The sequence below is a fragment of the Pseudomonas sp. R3-18-08 genome, assembly GCF_003852065.1.
GTDB lineage: Bacteria > Pseudomonadota > Gammaproteobacteria > Pseudomonadales > Pseudomonadaceae > Aquipseudomonas.
Map to the genome: position 1 here is coordinate 5,195,522 of NZ_CP027729.1, position 23,405 is coordinate 5,218,926.

Below are 23,405 nucleotides of genomic sequence, written 5' to 3' on the forward strand. Positions count from 1 at the left end.
GCCCTCTCTTGCGGTAAACTGGCCGCCGAGATTCTTCCCGGAGGTCAGCATGACTACCCAACGTCACTACTCGCCGATTGACCGTCTGTTGCTGCAAGCCGACACGGCCATGCGTACGCTGCTGCCGTTCAGCGGCCAACCGTACCGCCCGTCACCGGCCATCGTGCAGCCGGACGCACAGATGAGCGAGACCGAGACCCGCCATGTGGCCGGCCTGATGCGCATCAACCACACCGGTGAAGTCTGTGCCCAGGCGTTGTACCAGGGCCAGGCTCTGACCGCCAAGTTACCGCAGGTACGTGCAGCGATGGAGCACGCCGCCGAGGAAGAGATCGACCACCTGGCGTGGTGCGAACAACGCATTCGCCAGCTGGGCAGTCATCCCAGCGTGCTGAACCCGCTGTTCTACGGTTTGTCGTTCGGTATCGGCGCCGCTGCCGGCCTGATCAGTGACAAGGTCAGCCTCGGTTTTGTCGCAGCCACCGAACGCCAGGTCTGCAAGCACCTGGACGAACACCTTGAACAATTGCCGGCCGAGGACGAAAAGTCCCGGGCCATTCTTGAGCAGATGCGCATCGATGAAGAGCACCACGCTGAAAGCGCGCTGGACGCTGGCGGCTTCCGCTTTCCTGCGCCGGTGAGATTCGGCATGAGCATGCTGGCCAAGGTCATGACCAAGAGCACCTACAGAATCTGAAGCATGAAGATCATTCCCACGCTCCGCGTGGGAATGCCACCCAGGACGCCCCGCGTCCCGCTTTCAGCGCAAAATCCGGCACCTGCGCAAGGGTGACGCGGAGCGTCACGAGATGCATTCCCACGCTCCGCGTGGGAACGATCAACCCAACTCGACGATTTCGTAGCCATGGGTAATGGCCACACCGGCCGCGCCCAGCATGATCGACGCCGAGCAGTACTTCTCTGCCGACAGCTCGATGGCACGCTTGACCTGCGCTTCCTTCAGCGCGCGCCCCTTGACCACAAAATGCATATGGATCTTGGTAAACACCTTGGGATCTTCGGTTGCGCGTTCGGCTTCCAGAAAGGCTTCGCAGCTTTCCACGGCCTGACGGGATTTTTTCAGGATACTGACCACGTCGAAATTGCTGCAACCACCGACACCCAGCAGCAACATTTCCATCGGGCGTACACCCAGGTTGCGACCACCGGCTTCCGGCGGGCCGTCCATGACCACCACATGGCCACTGCCCGATTCACCGAGGAACATGGCTTCGCCCGCCCATTGGATGCGTGCCTTCATCGCCCAGACTCCACTGCTAAAAAAGGGTCGCCAGCTTAGCACAGGGCCTCGCAGCGGCAGCGCCCTGCAGGAAAACGATCAATAACAGCGTTTGCCGGTGAAATACGCTAATCGAGTCAGAATGTGTCTGGTAAGCTGGCGCCAAATCAATGGCGCATTGCCATCGTTTGTACAGCGTGTATCAATGCCGGTCGCGCTGATAAAAACAAATCCAACCACATCGTGCAGTTTTTCGGGATACAACCATGGTTGCTCTTACTCCCACACCCAAGATCAAGAACCTCGACAAGCTGCTGATGCATTGCCAACGCCGGCGTCATCCGGCCAAGCACAACATCATCTGCGCGGGCGAGCGCTCCGAAACGCTGTTCTTCATTATCAAGGGCTCGGTCACCATCCTGATCGAAGACGAAGACGGTCGCGAAATGATCATCGCCTACCTCAACACCGGGGATTTCTTCGGCGAGCTGGGGCTGTTCGAACAGGCCGGCAAGGAGCAACAGCGCAGCGCTTGGGTGCGCACCAAGGTGGAGTGCGAAGTAGCCGAGATCAGCTATACGAAATTTCGCGAACTGGCCCAACATGATCCCGACATTCTGTATGCCCTGAGTGGGCAGATCGCCCAACGTCTGCGGGACACCACGCGCAAGGTCGGCGACCTGGCGTTCTTCGACGTGACCGGGCGTGTCGCTCGCTGCCTGCTGGAGCTGTGCAAGCAGCCAGACGCCATGACCCACCCCGACGGGATGCAGATCAAGGTCACGCGCCAGGAAATCGGGCGCATTGTGGGCTGTTCGCGGGAAATGGTGGGGCGCGTGCTCAAGGATCTGGAAGAGCGCAACCTGGTGCACGTCAAAGGCAAGACGATGGTGGTGTTCGGAACCCGTTAACCTGGCAGCAAGCCTGCCAACATCTGACGGTACAAGGTGTCGAGCCGGCTGAGTACGTCCGGCACGGCAAACACTTCGTGCAGTGCGATATGGCTCTCGGCACGCACCCGCTGTTCCAGGCCACAGGCTTGATTGAAACGATTGACCGCCGCAACCAACTCATCGCGATCGTTATCCAGCAATAAAGCACCGTGTACCAACCCCACTGGGCGACCACCGCTCTGCCGCCAGCGTTGGGCCGTGCCGACCATTTTTCGACCTTTGAGATTGACGTTGTAACGACCGTCGCAGAACGCGCCGTCAATTTCGCCAATAGACGCCTCGCCGCCCAATTCAAGCAGCACATCGCAGATCGGCTGGCACAGACGCTGGTAGCCGGTTTCGATGCGCCCTTGATCCCCCTCACTGCGCGGCGGCGCGTAGACCAAGGCGATATTGACCGTTGCGGCCGACTGCGGCACCGGCTCACCGCCGGTTTCGCGCAACAACACAGGCCAACCGGCCTCCGCCGAGACTTGACCGGCCGCTTCAAAGGCTGGCAATCGGCTCAAACGGCGCGGCATGACCAAGGCTTGATCGTTGGGTTGCCAGAACAACAGCCCGTATTCCTGCTCACCTGCGCAGACGGCGGCCAGCAAATCCTGCTCGGCGGCAAGGCCTGCTTCGACGGTCAACGACACGGGCTGGATCACTGCTCACCTCCCTATCTGAACAAACACAGACCCAATGTGGGAGGGGGCTTGCCCCCGATAGCGGAGTGTCGGTCAGTACATCGATAACTGATACACCGCAATCGGGGGCAAGCCCCCTCCCACATTTTGATCACATTCAAATCAATTCAATCGAGCGTGGAACCGCTGACCACCACACCCCGCTCCGGGAAGAACAGACGCTGCAGTTCCGCCCCTGGGTTCTCGGCGCGCATGAACGTTTCGCCGACCAGGAACGAATACACCTCGCTGATCTCCATCAGCTCCACATCGGCGCGGTTGACGATGCCGCTCTCGGTGATCACCAAGCGGTCACGGGGAATACGCGGCAGCAGGTCGAGGGTGGTTTCCAGGCTGACGTCGAAGGTGTGCAGGTTACGGTTGTTGACCCCCACCAGCGGTGTGTCGAGGGTCTTCAGTGCACGCTCCAACTCGTCGCCGTCGTGCACTTCGACCAATACATCCAGGCCTACGCTCTTGGCTACAGCGGCCAGCTCGGCCATCTTCACGTCATCCAGGGCGGAAACGATCAGCAGCACACAATCGGCGCCCAGGGCGCGCGCTTCGACGATCTGGTAGGGATCAACCATGAAATCCTTGCGGATCACCGGCAACGTGCACGCCGCGCGTGCCTGCTGCAGGAACAGATCGGAGCCTTGGAAAAAATCGACATCGGTCAGCACGGACAGGCACGTCGCCCCGCCCTTTTCATAGCTGACGGCGATTTCCTGTGGCACGAAGTGCTCGCGGATCACGCCTTTGCTCGGTGAGGCCTTCTTGATCTCGGCGATCACCGCCGGCTGCTTCTTCTTGGCCTGTTCGAGCAAGGCCTTGGCAAACCCTCGTGGTGCATTAGCAGCTTTTGCCAGGGCTTCCAGCTCGGCCAGGCTCACACGGGCACGGCGCTCGGCGACTTCTTCAGCCTTGCGCGCCAGGATTTTTTCCAGAACGGTCGGAACACTCATGCTTCATTCTCCATCTTGAATACGGCGGTGAATGCTCCGAGTTCTTCAAGTTTCTCGCGAGCCAGACCGGTGTGCAGCGCATCGTGGGCCAAGGCGACACCTTCCTTAAGACTATAGGCATGGTCGGCTGCGTAAAGTGCCGCGCCAGCATTGAGCACAATCATTTCCGCGGCTTTTTGACCGTTTTCGGTCTTGCGTCGCCCCAACGCATCGCGAATCAATTCCAGCGACGCCGCCGGGCTTTCCACCGCCAGGCCGTGCAGGCTTTGGCTCTTCATGCCCAAGTCCTCAGGCTCGACCCAATATTCTGTAACCTGGTCGTTCTTCAACTCCGCCACGAAGGTCGGCGCCGCCAGGCTGAATTCGTCCAGGCCATCTTTGGAATGCACCACCAGCACATGCTTGCTGCCCAGGCGCTGCAGCACTTCGGCCAATGGCCGGCACAGCGCCTGGCTGAATACACCGACGACTTGATGCTTCACACCGGCCGGATTCGTAAGCGGGCCGAGCATATTGAACAGGGTACGCAGGCCGAGGTCCTTGCGCGGGCCGGCCGCGTGTTTCATCGCGCCGTGGTGAGACTGGGCAAACATGAAGCCGATGCCGACGCTGTCGATGCAGCGTGCCACCTGTACCGGCGTCAGGTTCAGGTAGATGCCGGCCGCTTCCAGCAGGTCCGCGCTGCCACTTTTGCCGGACACCGCGCGGTTGCCGTGCTTGGCCACGGTGCAACCCGCTGCCGCGACCACGAACGAGGACGCCGTCGATACGTTGAAGATGTTCGCACCGTCGCCGCCGGTGCCGACCACATCGACCACGCCGTCGAGGGTCTTGAGTTCGACCTTGTCCGCCAGTTCACGCATCACCGATACGGCGCCGACGATTTCGTCGATGCTTTCGCTCTTCATGCGCATGGCCATCATAAATGCGCCGATCTGTGCGTCGGAGCATTGGCCGGTCATGATCTCGCGCATCACATCGCTCATTTCAGCGGTGCTCAGGTCCAGGTGGCCGACGATACGGCCCAGGGCAGTCTTGATATCCATGGAAAGTCCTTAGCGCGTGCCGCCGCTCTGCTTGAGAAAATTGGCGAACAGCTCGTAGCCCTGCTCGGTCAGGATCGATTCAGGGTGAAACTGCACCCCTTCGATATTCAGTGTCTTGTGGCGCAGGCCCATGATCTCGTCGACCGAGCCGTCCTCCAGCTGGGTCCAGGCCGTCAGCTCCAGGCACTCGGGCAGGGTGTCGCGCTTGACCACCAACGAGTGATAACGGGTCACGGTCACGGGCAGGTTCAAGCCGTGGAACACGCCCAGGTCCTTGTGGAATACCGGGCTGGTCTTGCCGTGCATCACCTGGCGCGCGCGCACCACGTCGCCGCCAAACGCCTGGCCAATGGACTGATGGCCCAGGCACACGCCCAGAATTGGCAGCTTGCCGGCAAAATACTGAATGGCTTCCAGGGAGATGCCCGCTTCATTCGGTGTGCACGGGCCAGGCGAAACCACGATGCGTTCCGGATTCAGCGCGGCGATCTCGGCGACGGTCAGTTCGTCGTTGCGCACGACCTTGACCTCGGCACCCAGCTCGCCCAGGTACTGCACAACGTTGTAGGTAAAGGAATCGTAGTTATCAATCATCAGCAACATGTGGGTTCAAACCTCTTGAATTCACTGATTTCAAATGACCGCCTTCCAAGCGTGTGGCCCGCTGCCGGACGCACGTTCCGGTTGCCGGGGTGAACGGCAAGGGGCGTCAGACAAAAGGTAAAAGAAGGCAAATCGGTGCAGATCCGGCCAGGCCGGCAGGGAAAAATGTCAGGCGCGCCAACGCCAACGGGCGTGTGCCTTGACTACTCGCATCAAGAGTTTGCTGATGATCAACACGGGGAGGGTCTCATTCATACGTTCAGGCACAGTAACGTAGCCTCGCCAGCGGTGCAATATGGAGCAGCAAATACGGGCTTATGCTCGTTGGGATGCGCGTAGGAAAATTCGGTTTTGCGCTATAGAAAACGCTCAATACTTTGCTAGTGTTTCGATTCCGACATAAAAACAACTCAATGGAATTTTCCATGCCCAGAGCTCCGTTCTTCGCCCCCCTGGCTGCCGGCCTGCTTTCCCTGGCTTGCGCGCAGGCCTATGCGGCACCGTCACCTTACTCAACCATGGTGGTGTTCGGCGACAGCCTGGCTGATGCCGGTCAGTTCCCCGACGGCAGCGCCGGATCGACGTTGCGCTTTACCAACCGCACCGGGCCGACGTTCCAAGGCGATTACGGTCTCGTCTCTTCGACCTTGCTCGGCGCAAAGCTGGGTGTGGCACCAAACGACCTGAACGCCTCCACCTCACCGGTGCGCGCGGCCCAGGGCTTGCCGGACGGCAACAACTGGGCGGTCGGCGGCTACCGTACCGACAATATCCTCGACTCCATTACCTCGGTCTCCAACGCTGCGATCCCACCCGGCAATGCCGGGGGCGGCACGGTGCTGCGCAGTCGACAGGGTTACCTGCCGGCCAACGGCGGGCTGGCCGATCCAAATGCGTTGTACTTTCTGTCCGGTGGCGGCAATGACTTCCTCCAGGGTCGCGTACTCAGCCCCGCCCAGGCGGTCGCCGCCGGCGGGCGCCTGGCGGACAGCGCCCAGGCCCTGCAACAAGCCGGCGCGCGTTACATCATGGTATGGATGCTGCCCGACCTCGGACTGACGCCGGCCATCAATGGCACCCCGCAGCAGGCAGCAACGTCGGCCCTGAGCACTATTTTCAACCAGTCCCTTGTACAGCGCCTGTCGCAGATCGATGCACAGGTGATCCCGCTGAACATTCCGTTGTTGTTGAACGAAGCCTTCGCCGATCCGGCCCGCTTCGGCCTCGCCACCGGGCAAAACTTGACCGGTACCTGTTTCAGTGGAAACAGTTGCACCGCCAACCCGGTCTACGGCATCGGCGGCACCAATCCGGACCCGACCAAGCTGATCTACAACGACTCGGTCCACCCCACGGTGGCGGGGCAACAGCTGATTGCCGACTACGCCTATTCCCTGCTCGCGGCGCCCTGGGAGCTGACCCTGCTGCCGGAAATGGCCCAAGGCACATTGCGCGCCCATCAAGATGAATTGCGCAATCAATGGCAGGCAGACACCGGCCACTGGCAAGCCGTGGGCCAATGGCGAGCGATCGTGGCGGGCGGTGGTCAGCGTCTGGACTTCGATGACCAGAGCAGCTCGGCCAGCGGCGATGGCAGTGGCTATAACCTCAACATCGGTGGCAGCTACCGACTCAACGAGGCCTGGCGCGTGGGCGTAGCCGCAGGCCTGTACCGCCAGACGCTGGAAGCCGGCGCCAGCGACTCGGATTACAAGCTCAACAGCTACATGGGTACGGCGTTCGCCCAGTATCAACAGAATCACTGGTGGGCCGACGCCGCCTTGACCGGCGGCAAGCTGGACTTCGACAGCCTCAAGCGCAAGTTCGCCCTGGGCGTCAGCGAGGGGTCGGAAAAGGGTGACACCGATGGCTGGCTGTGGGCCCTGAGCGGTCGCGTGGGTTATGACATCGCCACGCCGGGCAGTGACTGGCACCTGTCGCCCTTTATCAGCGCCGATTACGCGCGGGTCGAAGTGAACGGCTACTCGGAAAAAGACAGCCGCTCCACCGCCCTGACCTTCGATGACCAGCAGCGCGACTCCAAGCGCCTGGGCGTCGGGCTGCAGGGCAGCTACCGCATTACCCCGCACACCCAGGTGTTTGGCGAAGTGGCCCACGAGCACGAGTTCGAAAATGACACCCAGAAGGTGAATATTTCGCTCAACAGCGTGCAGGGGATCGACTTCAAGCTGGACGGGTATACACCACGCAGCAATTCGGATCGCTTGAGCCTGGGGGTCAGCCACAAGCTGACGCAGGAATTGGCGTTACGGGCGGCGTATAACGTGAGGAAGGATGACAATTTGACCCAGCAAGGGGTCAGTGTCGGGGTGAGTCTGGATTTCTAACAGCAGGACAATGAAGGCTTAATGTGGGAGGGGGCTTGCCCCCGATAGCGGCCTGTCAGTCCATGATGTGCTGGCTGACACACTGCTATCGGGGGCAAGCCCCCTCCCACATTTTGATCTACATTTGGCTTCAGCCCTGCGGCGTTTGCTCAGCCAACGCCACCGCACGGAACATCGCCCTGCGCTTGTTCAGGGTTTCTTCCCATTCCAGCGCGGGCACCGAGTCAGCCACGATGCCGCCACCGGCCTGCACATGCAGCTCGCCGTCCTTGATCACTGCCGTGCGGATCGCAATCGCCGTGTCCATGTTGCCGTTCCAGGCGAAATACCCCACGGCGCCGCCGTAGACGCCACGCTTGACCGGCTCCAGCTCGTCGATGATTTCCATGGCGCGAATCTTTGGTGCGCCCGACAAAGTACCGGCCGGCAGAATCGCGCGCAGTGCGTCCATCGCGGTCAGGCCGGCCTTCAGCTCACCGGTGACGTTGGACACGATATGCATCACATTGGAATACCGCTCGATGACCATCTTCTCGGTCAGCTTCACCGAGCCGATTTCCGAGACCCGCCCGGTGTCATTACGCCCCAGGTCGATCAGCATCAGGTGCTCGGCGATTTCCTTGTCGTCGCTCAACAGGTCTTCTTCCAGCGCCAGATCCGCTTCTTCGGTGGCGCCACGCGGGCGCGTGCCGGCGATCGGGCGCACGGTGATCAGGTTGTCTTCGACGCGCACCAGCACTTCCGGCGAGCTGCCCACCACGTGGAAGTCACCGAAATTGAAGAAATACATATACGGCGTCGGGTTGAAGCAACGCAGCGCTCGATACAGGTCGATCGGCGCGGCCTTGAAGTCGATGGACATCCGTTGCGAGGGCACCACCTGCATGCAGTCACCGGCGAGGATGTATTCCTTGATGGTATCGACTGCCCGCTCGTAGTCCGCCTGGGTAAAGCTGGAGCGAAATACCGGGTCGGCGGCGGGTGGACGGCTGAGGTCCAGGCCACGGCGCGGGGTGATCGGCTGGCGCAGTTTTTCCAGCAGCGCTTCGAGGCTGGCCTGGCCTTGCTCGAAGGCATCCGCCTGGGCAGGGTCGGCCAGCACTATCGCGTGCATCTTGCCGGCAAGGTTGTCGAACACCACCACCGCGTCGGAGACCATCAGCAAGATGTCCGGCACGCCGAGCGGGTCCGGGTTCGGGCATTTACCCAAACGCTGCTCCACGTAGCGCACGCAGTCATAACCGAAATACCCCACCAGACCACCGTTGAAACGCGGCAGGCCGGGAATGGTCGGCACGTTGTAGCGCGCCTTGAAGGCTTCGACGAAGGCCAGCGGGTCTTCTACGTCATGGCTTTCGATCTCGAGGCCATCATGGGTGATGCTCACATGATGGTCATGCACTCGCAGTACCGTGCGGCACGGCAGGCCGATGATCGAATAACGGCCCCACTTCTCACCGCCCTGTACCGACTCCAGCAGGTAAGAGTTCGGCTCGTCGGCCAGTTTCAGGTAGATCGACAGCGGTGTGTCGAAGTCGGCCAGGGTTTCACGGGCCATGGGGATACGGTTATAGCCGGCAGCGGCCAAACGCAGGAATTCTTCGCGGATCATCAGGTGCCTCGTGGTGTGAGGGTCAATCGGTCAGGTAGGCAAACGGGCCGCAGCGCGGCGGGGATCAGTCAGGCGCGCCAACGCCAGCGGGCCAGGGCCTTGATGACTTTCATCCAGAGTTTGCGAGTGACCACCACGATGGCATTTCCAGTAGGGGACGGGTCGATGTCGGGCAACGTTATCTCAGCGCCCGCGCCCAAGCAACCGGGGATTAACAGGCGCAGGTCATCGATGACCAGCGCTGGCGATTCTTCTGCAATCGGCCGGCCATGGTTGTAGCCGTAACTCAGGGCCACGCACTGCACACCCGCAGCTTTTGCGGCCAAGACATCACTGCGCGAGTCGCCGACGAACAACGATTGGGACGCCGGAATATTCGCCATTTTCATCACGAAAAACAGTGCCGCCGGGTCAGGCTTTTTCTGCGGCAGGGTATCGCCGCCGATGATCCAGCGAAAATATCGGCCGATCTTCATCTGATCCAACAGCGGAGCGACGAAGCGCTCCGGCTTGTTGGTGATCAGGGCCATTTCCACGCCCTGCTTGCTCAACCACTTGAGGGCGTCACGCACGCCGGGATACACCACCGTCCGCTCGTGGCTGCTTTCATAGGCGGCGTTGAACAATTGCAGGGCCTGTTCGGCTTCCATCTCGTCCACACCGGTGGCGTCGATATGGCCTGCCAGCGCCCGTCGCACCAGCATCGGCGCGCCGTTGCCGACCCATTCACGCACCGCCTCGATCCCCACAGGCTTGCGCCCCAGCTTGAGCAGCATCTGGTCCACCGCCGCCGCCAGGTCAGGCACCGAGTCGATCAAGGTACCGTCCAGGTCGAACATCACCAGCCGTGGCAATTTGCCGGGGAACAGCTGCTCAAAGCCGCTCATGGACGCGCCAGCGCCAGTTCGGCATGCATCTTGGCGATCACTTCCTGGTAATCAGGTGCATTGAAGATCGCCGAGCCGGCCACAAAGGTGTCGGCGCCCGCCGCAGCGATTTCACGGATATTGTTCACATTGACCCCGCCGTCGATCTCCAGGCGGATATCCCGGCCCGACGCATCGATCAGCGCCCGCGCTTCGCGCAGCTTGTTCAGGGTGCCGGAGATGAACTTCTGCCCGCCGAAGCCCGGGTTGACGCTCATCAGCAGGACCATGTCGACCTTGTCCATCACGTACTCCAGCACACTCAGCGGCGTGGCCGGGTTGAACACCAGGCCGGCCTTGCAGCCGCCTTCGCGGATCAATTGCAGAGTCCGATCGACGTGCAGCGTGGCTTCCGGGTGGAAGGCGATGTAGGTCGCGCCGGCGTCGATGAAGTCACCGACGATGCGGTCCACCGGGCTGACCATCAGGTGCGCGTCGATCGGCGCGGTAATCCCGTATTTGCGCAGTGCCGCGCACACCATCGGGCCGATGGTCAGGTTGGGCACGTAATGGTTGTCCATGACGTCGAAGTGCACGAAGTCGGCACCGGCGGCCAACACCTTGTCCACTTCTTCGCCCAGGCGGGCGAAGTCGGCGGAGAGAATCGATGGAGCAATGACGAAGGGCTGCATGACGCACCTTTTTTGAGCTAAATCACGATGGCGCGCATTGTATACCTCATGCTTTGCCCTGCGCACCGTGACCTAACTCAACGGCTAGTACGCAGCCCGGTAGATTTTCTCGATATCGGCGGCACTGAGCTGGCGTGGATTGTTGCGCATCAGGCGTTCAATACCCGCCGCTTCAGTGGCCATCGCCGGGATAGCCTCCTCCGGCACGCCGAAACTGCGCAGGCCCGACGGGATCTCGACGGCGGCACACAGTCGCGTCATCGCCTCGACGGCCTGGTCGGCGGCATCATTCACGCTCAACCCGCTGACATTTACCCCCATGGCCTGGGCGATGTCGCGCATCCGCTCGACACAGGCCAGCTTGTTCCAGTGCATCACATAGGGCAGCAACAGTGCGTTGCTCACGCCGTGGGCGATATTGAAACGGCCGCCCAACGGATACGCCAGCGCATGCACCGCGCCGACGCCCGCGTTGCCAAAGGCCATGCCGGCCATCAGGCTGGCGGTGGCCATATCGTCACGGGCCTGCAGGTTGGCCGGGTTGGCATAAACCTTGGGCAAGGCGCCAGCAATCAGCTTGATTGCGCCGATCGCCAGGGCATCGGTGATCGGCGAGGCGTTCAGCGACAGGTAGGATTCAATGGCATGCACCAACGCGTCGACGCCACTGGCGGCCGTGACGCTGCGTGGGCAGGTCAGGGTCATTTGCGGGCTGATCAGCGCGACATCCGGCAGCAGGTAGTCGCTGACGATGCCTTTTTTCAGCTGGGCGACCTTGTCGGAAAGAATCGCCACATTGGTCACCTCGGAGCCGGTGCCGGCGGTAGTGGGAATCGCGATCAGCGGCGGGCCCTTGCGCGGCACCTGGTCGACGCCGAACAAATCCGCCAGGGCTCCGTGGTAACCGGCGTATGCGGCCACGCTCTTGGCGATGTCGATGGCACTGCCGCCGCCCACGCCGATCAGGCCGTCGTGCCCGCCGTCGCGGTAGGCCTGCATGCAATCTTCGACAATGGCGATTTCCGGGTCGGGCAGCACGCGGTCGAAAATTTCATAAGTCCGCCCGCCCAGATGCTCGAGTGCCAGCGCGACGGTGCCGGACTTGACCAGCGCGGCATCGGTGACAATCAGCGGGTTATCCACATCCAGGCGCGTCAACTCGGCGCCGAGTTGCTCAATGGCGCCAGCGCCGGTCAGCAGTTTGTGGGCGATCTTGAATGAGGAAGTACTCATGTGCGCGGCCTCTTGTCGGTGATGGGCTGGCACAAGAATAGCTGACCGAAACGGGTTGTCTGCTATTCAGGATCTAAATAGTGATTTCCGAGCCAATACAAATCCAATGTGGGAGGGGGCTTGCTCCCGATAGCATTTTGTCAGTCGACTTATTCATCAACTGAAAGAATGCTATCGGGAGCAAGCCCCCTCCCCCATTTTGATCTCCTACAGGCTTTAGACCTGGGCGGTGCGCAGCTTCTCGCTACGGCCGCGCAGCCATTCCAGGGTCAGCAACAGCACCACCGAGAACCCGATCAGCAGGGTCGCCGCTGCGGCAATGGTGGGGCTGAGGTTTTCACGGATGCCGCTGAACATCTGCCTGGGCAATGTGGCTTGCTCCGGCCCGGCGAGGAACAGCGTCACCACCACCTCATCGAACGAGGTGGCGAAGGCAAACAACGCCCCGGAAATCACCCCCGGCGCGATCAGCGGCAAGGTCACCCGGCGAAACGCGGTCAATGGTGATGCGCCCAGACTGGCCGCCGCCCGCACCAGATTGTGGTTGAACCCTTGCAAGGTCGCCGACACGGTGATGATGACAAACGGCACGCCCAGTACCGCATGCACCACGATCAGCGAGAAAAAGCTGTTGCCCAGGCCCAGCGGGGCGAAGAACAGGTAACTGGCCACGCCAATGATCACCACCGGCACCACCATCGGCGAAATCACCAGGGCCATCACCAAGGCTTTGCCAGGGAAATTGCCACGGGTCAGGCCAATCGCCGCCAGCGTGCCGAACACCATCGCCAGCACCGTGGCCGCCGGGGCGACGATGATGCTGTTCTTCAGGGCGCGCATCCATTCGGCCGACGCAAAGAAGTCCTGATACCACTGCAGCGAAAAGCCCTGCAACGGGTACACCAGGAAACTGCCGCTGTTGAACGACAGCGGGATGATCACCAGCACCGGCAGAATCAGGAACAGCAGGATCAGGCCACACAGAATCCGCAGGCTGTAGAACCACAGCCGCTCCACCGGTGACATATAAGGGCTCAGCATCGCAAGGTCTCCTCAGCTCAGGCGCAGGCGACTGGCGCCCACCAGCCGGTTGTAGATCAGGTACAGCAAAACCGTCGCCAGCAGCAGCAAGCCGCCCAACGCCGTGGCCATGCCCCAGTTGATGCTGGTGTTGGTGTAGAAGGCCACGAAGTAGCTGACCATCTGGTCGTTCGGGCTGCCCAGCAACGCCGGGGTGATGTAGTAACCAATCGCCAGGATGAACACCAACAGGCAACCGGCGCCGACACCGGCGTAGGTTTGCGGGAAGTACACGCGCCAGAAGCTGGCGAACGGGTGGCAGCCCAGGGAAATCGCCGCACGCATGTACGTCGGCGAGATACCTTTCATCACGCTGTAGATCGGCAGAATCATGAACGGCAGCAGGATATGCACCATGGAGATGTACACGCCGGTACGGTTGAACACCAATTCCAGCGGCGCATCGATCAGGCCCAGGCCCATCAGGGCGCTGTTGATCAGACCGCCGGATTGCAGCAGTACGATCCACGCCGCCACCCGCACCAGGATCGAGGTCCAGAATGGCAGCAGTACCAGAATCATCAGCAGGTTGCTTTTGCGCGCCGGCAGGTTGGCCAGCAGGTAAGCCAGGGGATAGGCCAGCAGCAGGCAGATGACCGTGATCACCAGGCCCATCCAGAACGTTCGAGCGAAGATATCCAGGTAGATGGCCTGGTCGGGGGTGGCCGGAGCGATTTCGCCCAAGTCGTCAATACGATGATCGACGGCCGCCAGCAGGTAGTAAGGCGTCAGGCTGCTGGTATTGCGCCGGATCGCCTGCCAGTACGCCGGGTCGCCCCAACGTTCGTCGAGGGTTTCCAGCGCGGCTTTATAAGAGGCCGGCGCTTCGGTAAACGGCAGCGCCCGCGCGGTTTTGGTCAGCAGGCTGCGATAGCCGGCCAGTTCCATGTTCAAGCGTTTGGACAGATCGCCAAGGGTCTGGTTTTTGCGCGCTTGAGCCAGGTCTTCACTGAGCGCCTGGTACACCGGCTCGCCGGGCAAGCCACGGCCGTCCCAAGCCGTTACCGCCACCACCGTACGCGGCAAGCCGCCCACCACTTCCGGGTTGCCGACGCTCTTGTAGAGCAGCGCAACAATGGGCACCAGGAACACCAGCAGCAAAAACAGCACCAATGGCGCAATCAAGGCCTGGGCTTTCCAGCGATTGAGCCGCTCGGCACGGGCCAGGCGCTGCTTGAGGGTGGGAATGGCGAGGGCCATGGCTGAACTCCGAATCTTGAAGATAAATGCAAATCCCTTGTGGGAGGGGGCTTGCTCCCGATGGCAGTGGTTCAGTCAGTACATGTGTCAGCTGACAGACCGTCATCGGGAGCAAGCCCCCTCCCACAGGGTGATGCGGTGTTACTTGGCCGCCCAGGAATTGAAGCGTTGCTCGAGTTGCTCGCCGTTATCGGCCCAGAAACTCACATCGATCTGCACCTGGTTGGCAATGTTTTCCGGGGTGGTCGGCATGTCCTTGAGCACGTCCTTGGCCAGCAACGGGACGGCCTGGGTGTTGGCCGGGCCGTAGGCGATGTTTTCGGAGTAGGTCTTCTGCTGCTGCGGCTGTACCGAGAAGGCGATGAATTTCTTCGCCGCTTCGGCGCGGTCCTTGGCCAGGCCCTTTGGAATGGCCCAGGCATCGAAGTCATAGATGCCGCCGTTCCACACCACTTTCAGATTGCTTTCTTTCTGCACGGCGGCGATGCGGCCGTTATAGGCCGAGCTCATCACCACGTCGCCCGAAGCGAGGTACTGCGGCGGTTGCGCACCGGCCTCCCACCATTGGATCGAGGCTTTGAGTTCGTCGAGTTTCTTGAACGCACGGTCCTGGCCATCTTTGCCGGCCAGCACTTTGTAGACGTCCTTAGGCGCGACGCCGTCGGCCATCAAGGCGAATTCCAGGGTGTACTTGGCGCCTTTGCGCAGGCCACGCTTGCCCGGGAATTTCTTGGTGTCCCAGAAATCCGCCCAGCCGGCGGGTGCGGACGCCAGTTTGTCGGCGTTATAGGCCAGCACCGTCGACCATACGAAGAAACCTACGCCGCAAGGCTGGATCGCGCCTTTGACGTAGTCCGCCGTGTTGCCGAACAGTTTCGGGTCCAGGGGCTCGAACATGTCTTCGTCGCAACCACGGGAAAGCTCTGGCGACTCCACTTCCACCAGGTCCCAGGACACGCTCTTGGTGTCGACCATGGCTTTGACCTTGGCCATCTCACCGTTGTATTCACCGGCGATGATCTTGCCGTTGCCCGCGCTTTCCCACGGTGCATAGAAGGCCTTGACCTGGGCCGCCTTGTTGGCGCCGCCAAACGATACGACGGTCAGGTCCGGGCCTGCCATGGCCTGTGTCGCGCCCATCAGGCCGATAGCCAGGACGGAAAACTTAAGGGATCTCAACATTGTTGTGCTCTCCACGTGCAGGGTTGGTGAAGCCAGGGGGCGATCAGTTCGCCTCTAGAAGTGGGTCGAGTGCGCGAACGTGCTCGACTTGCCAGCCAATCGGTACTACGTCGCCGACCGCCAGGGCAGGGTCCAGCTCGGCGATCGGTTGTTTCACGAAAAAATCGGTCTTGCCGCAGACTTCCAGGCGCAAACGCACGTGGTCGCCCAGGTAGATGAACTCCGCCACCCGCCCGGAAAAACGGTTGATGCAATTGTCACTGGCCCCATTGAGGCTGACGCGCTCCGGGCGCACCGACAGGGTCACCGGGCCGCCGATCTGGCCGACATTCACCGCCAGCGCCTCCACCTTCTCGCCGCGCGCCAGTTCCACCACGCAGCGCTCGCCGGTGTGGCTGTGCAGACGGCCATTGAGGCGGTTGTTTTCGCCGATGAAATTGGCCACAAAGGTATTTTTCGGTTCTTCGTAGAGGGTGCGCGGCGCGGCGATCTGCTGGATTTCGCCCTGGTGGAACACCGCCACGCGGTCGGACATGGTCAAGGCTTCGCCCTGGTCGTGGGTCACATACACCACGGTGACGCCGAGCCGCTGATGCAGGTGCTTGATTTCCATCTGCATGTGTTCGCGCAGTTGCTTGTCGAGGGCGCCGAGGGGTTCGTCCATCAGCACCAGTTGCGGCTCGAACACCAAGGCGCGGGCGAGGGCCACCCGCTGTTGCTGGCCCCCGGACAGTTGCGCCGGGTAGCGCTGGGCAAAGGCGTCGAGCTGCACCATGCTCAGCACGCGCTTGACCCGCTCGCTGATGTCGGTCTTGCTCAAGCCACGTACGGACAAGGGAAACGCCAGGTTCTCGGCCACGGTCATGTGCGGAAACAAGGCGTAGTTCTGGAACACCATGCCGATGTCGCGCTTGTGCGGCGGCACGTTATTGATCGAGCGGCCAGCCAGCTGGATTTCACCGGCGGTGGGCGTTTCAAAACCGGCCAGCATCATCAGGCTGGTGGTCTTGCCCGAACCGGACGGCCCGAGCAAGGTGAGGAACTCGCCCTTGCGAATCTCCAGGTTGAGGTCTTTGACGATCAGGTTTTCGCCATCGTAGCTTTTCTGCACGCCACGAAAGCTGACCAGCACATCATTTGAATCCACCTCGCTCATACCCGCACCTTTGTGTTTTGGACTGCTGTGGCACAAGCGTAGTCCAGGCGCGAGGCCCCGGAAATCGGGGGCCAGGAGAGAATCGCATCAGCCGGATGGAAGGTTCGGGGTAGGGATCGCCCTACACACATGGCGGGCATGGGACAGTGCAGCGACAAGCCTTCGCTGGGCGGCGCTTGCGCGGTGTCGTTAATGGATACGCCGCTACAGCAGCTTGTGTTCCATGGCGTATTTCACCAGCTCGGCCAGGGAGGTGATATGCAGCTTTTGCATCAAGCGCGCCTTGTGGGTGCTGATGGTTTTGCTGCTCAGGGCCAGTTGCACGGCGATGTCATTCACGTTGGCGCCCTGGGCCAGGCGTTCGAACACCGAGAACTCGCGCTCCGATAACAGCGAATGCAAGGGGCGTGAGTCCGTCAGGCCGACTTCGAAAACCATGCGGTCGGCCAAGTCCGGGTCGATATAACGCCCGCCCGCCGCGACCTTGCGAATCGCCATCAGCAGCAGCGCCGGGTCGCTGTCCTTGGTGGCATAACCGGCCGCGCCAACCTTGAGGGCACGGGCGGCCATTTGCGCTTCATCGTGCATGGACAGCACCAGGATTGCCGGCGGGTTATTCAGCGCACGAATGCGCGCGATGGCTTCCAGGCCATTCACACCGGGCATGGAGATATCCAGCAATACCACCTCGCAGGGCACATGACGCAGCGTCTCCAGCAACTGCTCGCCATTGCTCGCTTCACCCACCACCAGCAGGTCTTTGGCCAGGCCGATCAATTGCTTGATGCCTTCACGAACAATGGTGTGGTCTTCGGCTACCAGTACGCGGATCACGGGAATTTCCTTTTAGTGTCATGCATTCAACGGCACCGTGACGCTCAGGGTGGTGCCCTCCCCCAACTCACTGACCAGGGACAACTGCCCGCCCATGATCAGCACCCGCTCGCGCATGCCGACCAGGCCGAACGATACCGGCCGCCCTTGGGCCTGCACGAAGCCGATACCGTCATCGCTGATGGTCAGCCGCAGGTGCGGGCCGTCCACCTCCAGTGTGAGTTCTACAGTATGCGCCTGGGCATGGCGCATCACATTGGTCAGGGCCTCCTGCAGAATGCGAAACAGGCCGATGGCCTTGGCATCGCTCAGCACCGGCACGTTTTCCGGGACTTTGACCAGGCAGGGAATCTGCGTGCGCGCTTCGAAACGTCGCGCCTGCCATTCGATGGCCGAAGCAATGCCGGCGTCGAGAATCGGCGGGCGCAGCGCGGTTGCCACATCCCGCACCAGTTGGAAGAGCTGGGCGATCAGGCGCTTCATACTGTTCAAGCGCTCGTTGAGGCCCGGATCGAGCTGTGCATAGGCCAATTCACACATCGAGGTTTCCAGCTTGAGCACGGTGAGCATCTGCCCGAGTTCGTCGTGAACCTCGCGGGCGATACGCGCCTTTTCTTCTTCGCGCACCGTTTCCAGGTGGGCTGACAATTCGCGCAACTGCGCCTCGCTTTGCAGCAAGGCGGCCACATAGCGGCGGCGCTCGGTGACGTCCGTCAGGTACACCACCAGGTACTCGCCGTCGGCAAAGCGCAGAAAGCTCAAGGACACATCGGCGGGCAGGATGCTGCCGTCAGCGCGCAGGCAATCGGTGGCGAAGGTCTGGGCGCCGTCCTCGCTGGCACGCGCGCGTTTCCACAGGTTGAGCCAGCGGTCCATGCTCAAGGCCGGGTCAAGATCGATCAGCGGCCGTTCGATCAACGCGCCAGAGCCATAGCCGAGCATGCTTTCGGCGGCGCGGTTGGCATACCGCACATGGCTGTCCCAATTGACCCACAGGATGCCGACCGTACTTTGATCGATGGAAAACTGCGTCAGCCGCAAGGCTTCAGCACCGGCGGCACGCGCTGCGCTTTCCTCCCGCGCCGCCAGCAGCGCGTGCTCCAGGCTGCGCTGCTGGCGGCGCTGCCAGAGTACTGCCGCGAGGCTGGCGAGCAGCAACAGGCCCAGCAACACGCTGAGGTTTTTCCACAAGCCCATTGATTCGGAAAAACGCGGGTACTGGGGTTGCAGCCAGCGGTTGTGCAACTGGTCGAGGTCGCGGGCGGGTATCGCCCGCAAGGCACTTTGCATGATGCCCGCCAGTTCCGGCCATTCATGCCGCGTGGCCACCCGCAGCAACTGCGGCAGGCCGATATCGCCGACCACCGCCAGCCCGGCAAACTCCGCCTCGCCGGCCAACCGGCTCAGTTGCGCCTCATCCACCACCGCATAGCGCGCCTGCTGGCTCACCAGTAACTGCAGGGCCTGGCGTTCCATGGGCACGCCTTGCAGGTTGAGGTTGGGATACGTACTGCGCAGGTAGTCGGCCACCGCGCTGGGCATGCGCACAGCGATGCGCGCGTGTGCGTCGAGTTTTTCCAGCTCCACCGCGCCGCCGCCTTCGCGAATGCCGACGATATGCTGAGGCACCCGCATATAAGGGTCGCTGAACAACCACAGGCGCAAACCGGCCGGGGTTTGCTGCAGGCCGGGAGCGATATCCACCTCGCCGTCACGCACGGCAGCTTCCAACTGTTCCTGATCGGGAAAGTTACGCCAGGTCAGCTCGATGCCCAGCGCCTTGGCCAGCCACTGCATCAACTCGACATTGGCCCCGGACAAGCGCTGCAGCCGTCGGTCGTATTGTGCATAAGGCGCCTGCAGTACCAAGCCCACGCGCAATTGCGGGTGCAGCGCCAGCCATGCGCGCTGCTGCGCATTCAGTTGCGCCTGGGGTGTGGCGGGTGCCGGCGCGGCGTTCGCCATCAAGGCAACCCACAGACAGCCGATAACCAGCAGGAAGCGAAAACCCATGATCCACGTCTCACATCACTGACAAATACTGATCAACCCATTAGGCTGCTGGAATCATTTCTGGCCGGGATTTAACGATGCCACCTCGAAACCGTTCGGCACTGCCAGCATTGTGCCTGTCGCTGCTATTTACCAGCGCCTTTTCTGTCCAGGCCGCCGACGCGCCAGCGCCCGCCGCCGAAACCCCTGTCGAGCGCCAGCCCTTGGCCGAGCGCAGCCAGGCAGAAGCCAGCGCGCTCGAACGCCAGGTCGCGCAACAGGAACAACAACAATTGCAGGCCGGCAGCGATACGTTCCTGGCCCTGTGGAAGCCCGCCAACAGCGCCGAACCCCAGGGCGTGGTGATTATCGTGCCAGGCGCCGGCGAAAATGCTGACTGGCCGCAAGCAATCGGCCCGCTGCGCAGTAAATTGCCGAACGCTGCCTGGGGCACCCTCAGCCTGTCATTGCCGGACGTCAATCTGGACACCCTGCCGCCACGCGTCATCGAACCGCCCAAAGCGGCGGTCGACACCAGCAGCAAAGACGGCAGCACGGTCGCCAAGCCGGTCGAACAGGCCGCCAGCGCAGAAGCCGAAGGCACTGACCCGGCGGTGGTACCGGGCGCGGATGAACAGGACAAGACCGATGCCAAACGCATCTTCGACCGGATCGACGCCGCCGTCGCGTTCGCCCAGACCCAGGGCGCCCGCAGTGTGGTATTGCTCGGTCATGGCACCGGCGCATGGTGGGCCGCGCGTTATCTGAGCGAGAAACAGCCTGCCCAGGTACAGAAGCTGGTGATGGTGGCCGGAAAGACACCCGCCGCGCGTCAACCGGACCTGCAGCAATTGGCGCCGGCGTTGAAAGTACCTACGGCGGATGTGTTCTATCAAGACGGCGCCCAGGACGGCAAAAACGCATTGGCACGAATCCAGGCGGCCAAACGCGGCAAGAATGACGGCTACAAGCAGGTGCAACTCAAGGCCTTGCCCGGCAACGACGCCGCCGAGCAAGAACAGTTGTACCGGCGCGTTCGCGGCTGGTTGAGCCCGCAGGCCGACAAAGGCTGAACACAGATTTAGCGAATGTCACCAAACCAATGTGGGAGGGGGCTTGCCCCCGATGGCGGCGTGCCAGTTAGCACATTTTTAACTGACAGACCGCTATCGGGAGCAAGCCCCCTCCCACATTTGACCGCAGTCAGGGCAATCGCCTCAGCGAAAGTCCCGCCGCTCGCGAATCAACGCATAGGCGTTATGCAGCTCACGGGTTCGCTCGGTCGCCTCGCGCACCTGCGCGGGGCTGGCGCCACTGCCGGCGATCTTGTCCGGGTGGTGGCGGCTGAGCAGGCGGCGATAGGCCCGCTTGATCACCGAAGGCTCGGCGGTGGCCGTCACCCCCAGAAGCCGCAACGCGTCCTGATAAGCCCCGCTACGATTGACCAATGGCTTGCGCGCCGGCGTGTAATCGGACGCCAGGGCCCGGACCTGTTGCGGCGTCCAGCCCAGCCATTTACCCCACAGCTCGATCAAGTCGCGCTCGGCATCATCCGCCCGGCCGTCCGCCCAGGCCATGCGCCAGCAGGCACGTAAAACGCCCTCGGCGGCATGGGGTTGCGCCTTGAGCACGCGCAGATAACTGCGCACCCGGTCGCTGCCGGACTTGCCACGATTAAACGCCAGGATGGCTCGGCGCTGGGCCGACTCGGTCATCTCCAGTGTGCGCATTTCCTGGCGCGCCTGCTGGATATGCCCGTCCACTATCCGGCCGTTACTTTTGGCCAGGCGCCCCAACAGCACGAACAACAATTCGTCGTTGCGCAACGCGGGGCGCCCGCCAAGGCGTTCGCGCAACTGCGCCCAGCTGCGCAACTGCAGGCGCCGGTCCAGCGCCTGTCCCAGCAATGCACCCAACAAAGCCCCCGGAATACTGGCAATCGCAAAGCCAGCCCCGGCGCCGATCAGCGTCCCTGGCCACAACATCCCTACGGCCCCGCTGTCAGCAAGGTTTCGACCTGCGCCAGACGCTCAAGCGTTCCGACATCAACCCAGCGTCCCTTCATGTGTTCACCCGTTACCAGACCTTTGTCCATCGCCGCCCGCAACAGCGGCGCCAGCTTGAAGGCACCCGCACTGCAGCCCGCGAACAACTGGGGGTCGAGCACGGAAATGCCACTGAAGGTCAGGTTATCGGCACCGGGCGCCGCATCATGAAGCAACCCGTCGTTCAAGTAGAAGTCGCCACCGGACGGATGATGTGCCGGGTTGTCGACCATCACCAGGTGGGCCAGGCCCTGGAGCGGTCGCTTCAACTGGCTGAAGTCGTAGTCGGTCCAGATATCACCGTTGACCACCAGAAACGGCGCATCCCCCAGCAACGGCAACGCCTTGAAGATCCCGCCGCCGGTTTCCAGCGGCTCGCCTTCGGCCGAATAGCGGATACGCAGGCCGAATTGGGCACCGTCGCCCAGGTAGCTTTCGATCTGTTCGCCGAGCCAGGCATGGTTGATCACGATCTCGGTGAAGCCGGCCTTGGCCAGCGCTTCAAGGTGATACTCGATCAGCCGCTTGCCGCCCGCCTGCACCAGCGGCTTGGGCGTATGCAGCGTCAGCGGGCGCATGCGCTCACCCTTGCCGGCCGCCAGGATCATCGCTTTCATACGCAGGCCTCGGCCGGTTGGCGCAGGCTGGCGAGCAGCTCGCCGAGGTCACTCAACTCCGGTCGGTCGGCGAGCACCGCTTCTATATAGGCAAAGAAGCGCGGCACATCCGCCAGGTAGCGTGGCTTGCCATCACGGTGGCAAATCCGCGAGAAGATACCGATGACCTTGAGGTGACGCTGCACGCCCATCAGGTCGCTGGCGCGCAGGAATTCTTCAAACTCGGCCTGCACGGGGATCCCCAACTTTCCGGCGCGCTCCCAATAGCCACGCTGCCACTCCCGCACGCGAGCCTGGGGCCAACTGAGGAAGGCGTCCTTGAACAGGCAGGTAATGTCGTAGGTCACCGGGCCGTAGACCGCGTCCTGGAAATCCAGCACGCCGGGGCTGGGCTCGCTGATCATCAGGTTGCGCGGCATATAGTCGCGGTGCACCAGCACTTTGGGCTGCGCCAGGGCGCTGTCGATCAGCCGTTCGCTGGCGCGCTGCCAGAGGGATTGCTGCTGGGTATCCAGCTCGATACCCAAGTGCCGGCGTATGTACCATTCAGGAAACAATTCGAGCTCGCGGCGCAGCAACGCCACGTCATAGCTGGGCAACGGCGCGTCCATGGGCAACTGCTGGAATGCCAGCAACGCGTCGATGGCGTCGGCGAACAATTGATCGGCGTTTTGTTCGTCAATCACGTCCAGGTAGGTGTTTCGGCCCAGGTCATTGAGCAAAAGAAAGCCACGCGGCAAATCTTCCGCATAAATTTTTGGCACATTAATTCCCGATTTCGCGAGCAAATGCGCGATATCGACGAAAGGTTTGCAGTTTTCCTGGGGCGGTGGCGCATCCATCACGACGAATGTATGCGCCCCACCCTCCCAGCGGAAGTAACGCCTGAAACTCGCGTCGCTGCTGGCCGCAGTCAATGTGGCCGGGGGTACGGCACCCCAGTCCTGGGCGTTGAAGAGGATCGGCAACTGCTCATCCAGCCAGACTTCCAGCTGTTGTAAACGTAGATCGTGCTCGGGCATTACAAGGGTCTCCGACGGCGCTAGCCGTCAAGCGGGGCATGCTTTATTATC

Annotated in this window: 22 protein-coding genes; 4 read left to right on the top strand and 18 right to left on the bottom strand. The window is 61.8% G+C overall.

Translation table 11 applies throughout. The annotated features are described in order from the left end of the window. The first annotated feature begins 49 nt into the window (after positions 1-49). Complete coding sequence (coq7, locus tag C4J92_RS23975; protein ID WP_124364627.1) at positions 50-697, top strand: 2-polyprenyl-3-methyl-6-methoxy-1,4-benzoquinone monooxygenase; 648 nt, start codon at positions 50-52, stop codon at positions 695-697. A 141-nt stretch (positions 698-838) separates the two neighbouring features. Here the strand turns inward: coq7 and C4J92_RS23980 are convergent, their stop codons facing one another. Further along, on the bottom strand, positions 839-1,261 hold the full coding sequence (locus C4J92_RS23980; RefSeq protein WP_124405428.1) for an OsmC family protein: 423 nt from the start codon (positions 1,259-1,261) through the stop codon (positions 839-841). A gap of 245 nt (positions 1,262-1,506) precedes the next feature. Here C4J92_RS23980 and crp point away from each other — a divergent pair, with 245 nt between their 5' ends. Continuing rightward, positions 1,507-2,151 carry a cAMP-activated global transcriptional regulator CRP gene (crp, locus tag C4J92_RS23985; protein WP_124364629.1) on the top strand — a complete coding sequence of 215 codons (645 nt, stop codon included), beginning with the start codon at positions 1,507-1,509 and terminating at the stop codon, positions 2,149-2,151. Here the strand turns inward: crp and C4J92_RS23990 are convergent. The 4 genes from C4J92_RS23990 to C4J92_RS24005 all read right to left on the bottom strand — a co-directional run bounded on the left by C4J92_RS23990 (position 2,148) and on the right by C4J92_RS24005 (position 5,475). After that, positions 2,148-2,843, bottom strand: a complete 696-nt coding sequence (locus tag C4J92_RS23990) for a lipoate--protein ligase family protein (RefSeq protein ID WP_124405429.1) — start codon at positions 2,841-2,843, stop codon at positions 2,148-2,150. The two genes, crp and C4J92_RS23990, sit on opposite strands and share 4 nt — an antisense overlap. Before the next feature lie 146 nt (positions 2,844-2,989). After that, positions 2,990-3,826, bottom strand: a complete 837-nt coding sequence (gene trpC / locus C4J92_RS23995) for an indole-3-glycerol phosphate synthase TrpC (RefSeq protein ID WP_124405430.1) — start codon at positions 3,824-3,826, stop codon at positions 2,990-2,992. Further along, positions 3,823-4,872 carry an anthranilate phosphoribosyltransferase gene (trpD, locus tag C4J92_RS24000; protein ID WP_057723690.1) on the bottom strand — a complete coding sequence of 350 codons (1,050 nt, stop codon included), beginning with the start codon at positions 4,870-4,872 and terminating at the stop codon, positions 3,823-3,825. The genes trpC and trpD overlap by 4 nt, the downstream gene beginning before the upstream one ends. A 9-nt stretch (positions 4,873-4,881) precedes the next feature. Beyond that, positions 4,882-5,475, bottom strand: a complete 594-nt coding sequence (locus tag C4J92_RS24005; protein WP_124364632.1) for an aminodeoxychorismate/anthranilate synthase component II — start codon at positions 5,473-5,475, stop codon at positions 4,882-4,884. Positions 5,476-5,900: 425 nt separating this feature from the next. Here C4J92_RS24005 and estP point away from each other — a divergent pair, with 425 nt between their 5' ends. Further along, positions 5,901-7,823 carry an esterase EstP gene (estP, locus tag C4J92_RS24010; RefSeq protein WP_124405431.1) on the top strand — a complete coding sequence of 641 codons (1,923 nt, stop codon included), beginning with the start codon at positions 5,901-5,903 and terminating at the stop codon, positions 7,821-7,823. Positions 7,824-7,953: 130 nt separating this feature from the next. Here the strand turns inward: estP and trpE are convergent, their stop codons facing one another. From trpE to C4J92_RS24060, 10 genes are all read right to left on the bottom strand, one after another. After that, positions 7,954-9,435 (bottom strand): anthranilate synthase component I, encoded by a 1,482-nt coding sequence (gene trpE / locus C4J92_RS24015; RefSeq protein ID WP_124368544.1) that lies wholly within the window; start codon positions 9,433-9,435, stop codon positions 7,954-7,956. A gap of 68 nt (positions 9,436-9,503) precedes the next feature. Then, positions 9,504-10,322, bottom strand: a complete 819-nt coding sequence (locus C4J92_RS24020; protein WP_124405432.1) for a phosphoglycolate phosphatase — start codon at positions 10,320-10,322, stop codon at positions 9,504-9,506. Beyond that, positions 10,319-10,993 (bottom strand): ribulose-phosphate 3-epimerase, encoded by a 675-nt coding sequence (gene rpe, locus C4J92_RS24025; protein WP_124405433.1) that lies wholly within the window; start codon positions 10,991-10,993, stop codon positions 10,319-10,321. Before rpe ends, C4J92_RS24020 begins: the two co-directional genes overlap by 4 nt. Before the next feature lie 84 nt (positions 10,994-11,077). Next, a complete protein-coding gene (locus C4J92_RS24030) occupies positions 11,078-12,226 on the bottom strand; it encodes an iron-containing alcohol dehydrogenase (protein WP_124368546.1) in 1,149 nt (382 codons plus the stop codon). A 216-nt stretch (positions 12,227-12,442) separates the two neighbouring features. Next, positions 12,443-13,267 (bottom strand): ABC transporter permease, encoded by an 825-nt coding sequence (locus C4J92_RS24035; protein ID WP_124364637.1) that lies wholly within the window; start codon positions 13,265-13,267, stop codon positions 12,443-12,445. A gap of 12 nt (positions 13,268-13,279) precedes the next feature. Next, a complete protein-coding gene (locus tag C4J92_RS24040) occupies positions 13,280-14,506 on the bottom strand; it encodes an ABC transporter permease (protein ID WP_124372035.1) in 1,227 nt (408 codons plus the stop codon). 141 nt (positions 14,507-14,647) lie between these two features. After that, complete coding sequence (locus tag C4J92_RS24045; protein ID WP_124368548.1) at positions 14,648-15,688, bottom strand: ABC transporter substrate-binding protein; 1,041 nt, start codon at positions 15,686-15,688, stop codon at positions 14,648-14,650. Between the two features lie 43 nt (positions 15,689-15,731). Continuing rightward, positions 15,732-16,844: an ABC transporter ATP-binding protein gene (locus C4J92_RS24050; RefSeq protein WP_124372037.1), complete on the bottom strand. Its 1,113-nt coding sequence runs from the start codon at positions 16,842-16,844 to the stop codon at positions 15,732-15,734. A gap of 204 nt (positions 16,845-17,048) precedes the next feature. Next, complete coding sequence (locus C4J92_RS24055) at positions 17,049-17,678, bottom strand: response regulator transcription factor (RefSeq protein WP_124368550.1); 630 nt, start codon at positions 17,676-17,678, stop codon at positions 17,049-17,051. Between the two features lie 18 nt (positions 17,679-17,696). Continuing rightward, positions 17,697-19,691, bottom strand: coding sequence for a histidine kinase (locus C4J92_RS24060; protein WP_124405434.1), 1,995 nt, complete (start codon positions 19,689-19,691; stop codon positions 17,697-17,699). 77 nt (positions 19,692-19,768) lie between these two features. Here C4J92_RS24060 and C4J92_RS24065 point away from each other — a divergent pair, with 77 nt between their 5' ends. Next, positions 19,769-20,743 carry an alpha/beta hydrolase family protein gene (locus C4J92_RS24065; protein WP_124405435.1) on the top strand — a complete coding sequence of 325 codons (975 nt, stop codon included), beginning with the start codon at positions 19,769-19,771 and terminating at the stop codon, positions 20,741-20,743. 144 nt (positions 20,744-20,887) lie between these two features. On the opposite strand, the gene C4J92_RS24070 is transcribed toward C4J92_RS24065, so the two are convergent. The 3 genes from C4J92_RS24070 to C4J92_RS24080 are packed head-to-tail and all read right to left on the bottom strand — an operon-like array spanning position 20,888 to position 23,354. After that, entirely contained in the window at positions 20,888-21,655 is a 768-nt protein-coding gene (locus C4J92_RS24070) for a TerB family tellurite resistance protein (RefSeq protein ID WP_124405436.1), read from the bottom strand. A gap of 2 nt (positions 21,656-21,657) precedes the next feature. Further along, on the bottom strand, positions 21,658-22,332 hold the full coding sequence (murU, locus tag C4J92_RS24075) for an N-acetylmuramate alpha-1-phosphate uridylyltransferase MurU (protein WP_124372042.1): 675 nt from the start codon (positions 22,330-22,332) through the stop codon (positions 21,658-21,660). Beyond that, complete coding sequence (locus C4J92_RS24080) at positions 22,329-23,354, bottom strand: aminoglycoside phosphotransferase family protein (RefSeq protein ID WP_124405437.1); 1,026 nt, start codon at positions 23,352-23,354, stop codon at positions 22,329-22,331. Before C4J92_RS24080 ends, murU begins: the two co-directional genes overlap by 4 nt. Positions 23,355-23,405: the final 51 nt, after the last annotated feature.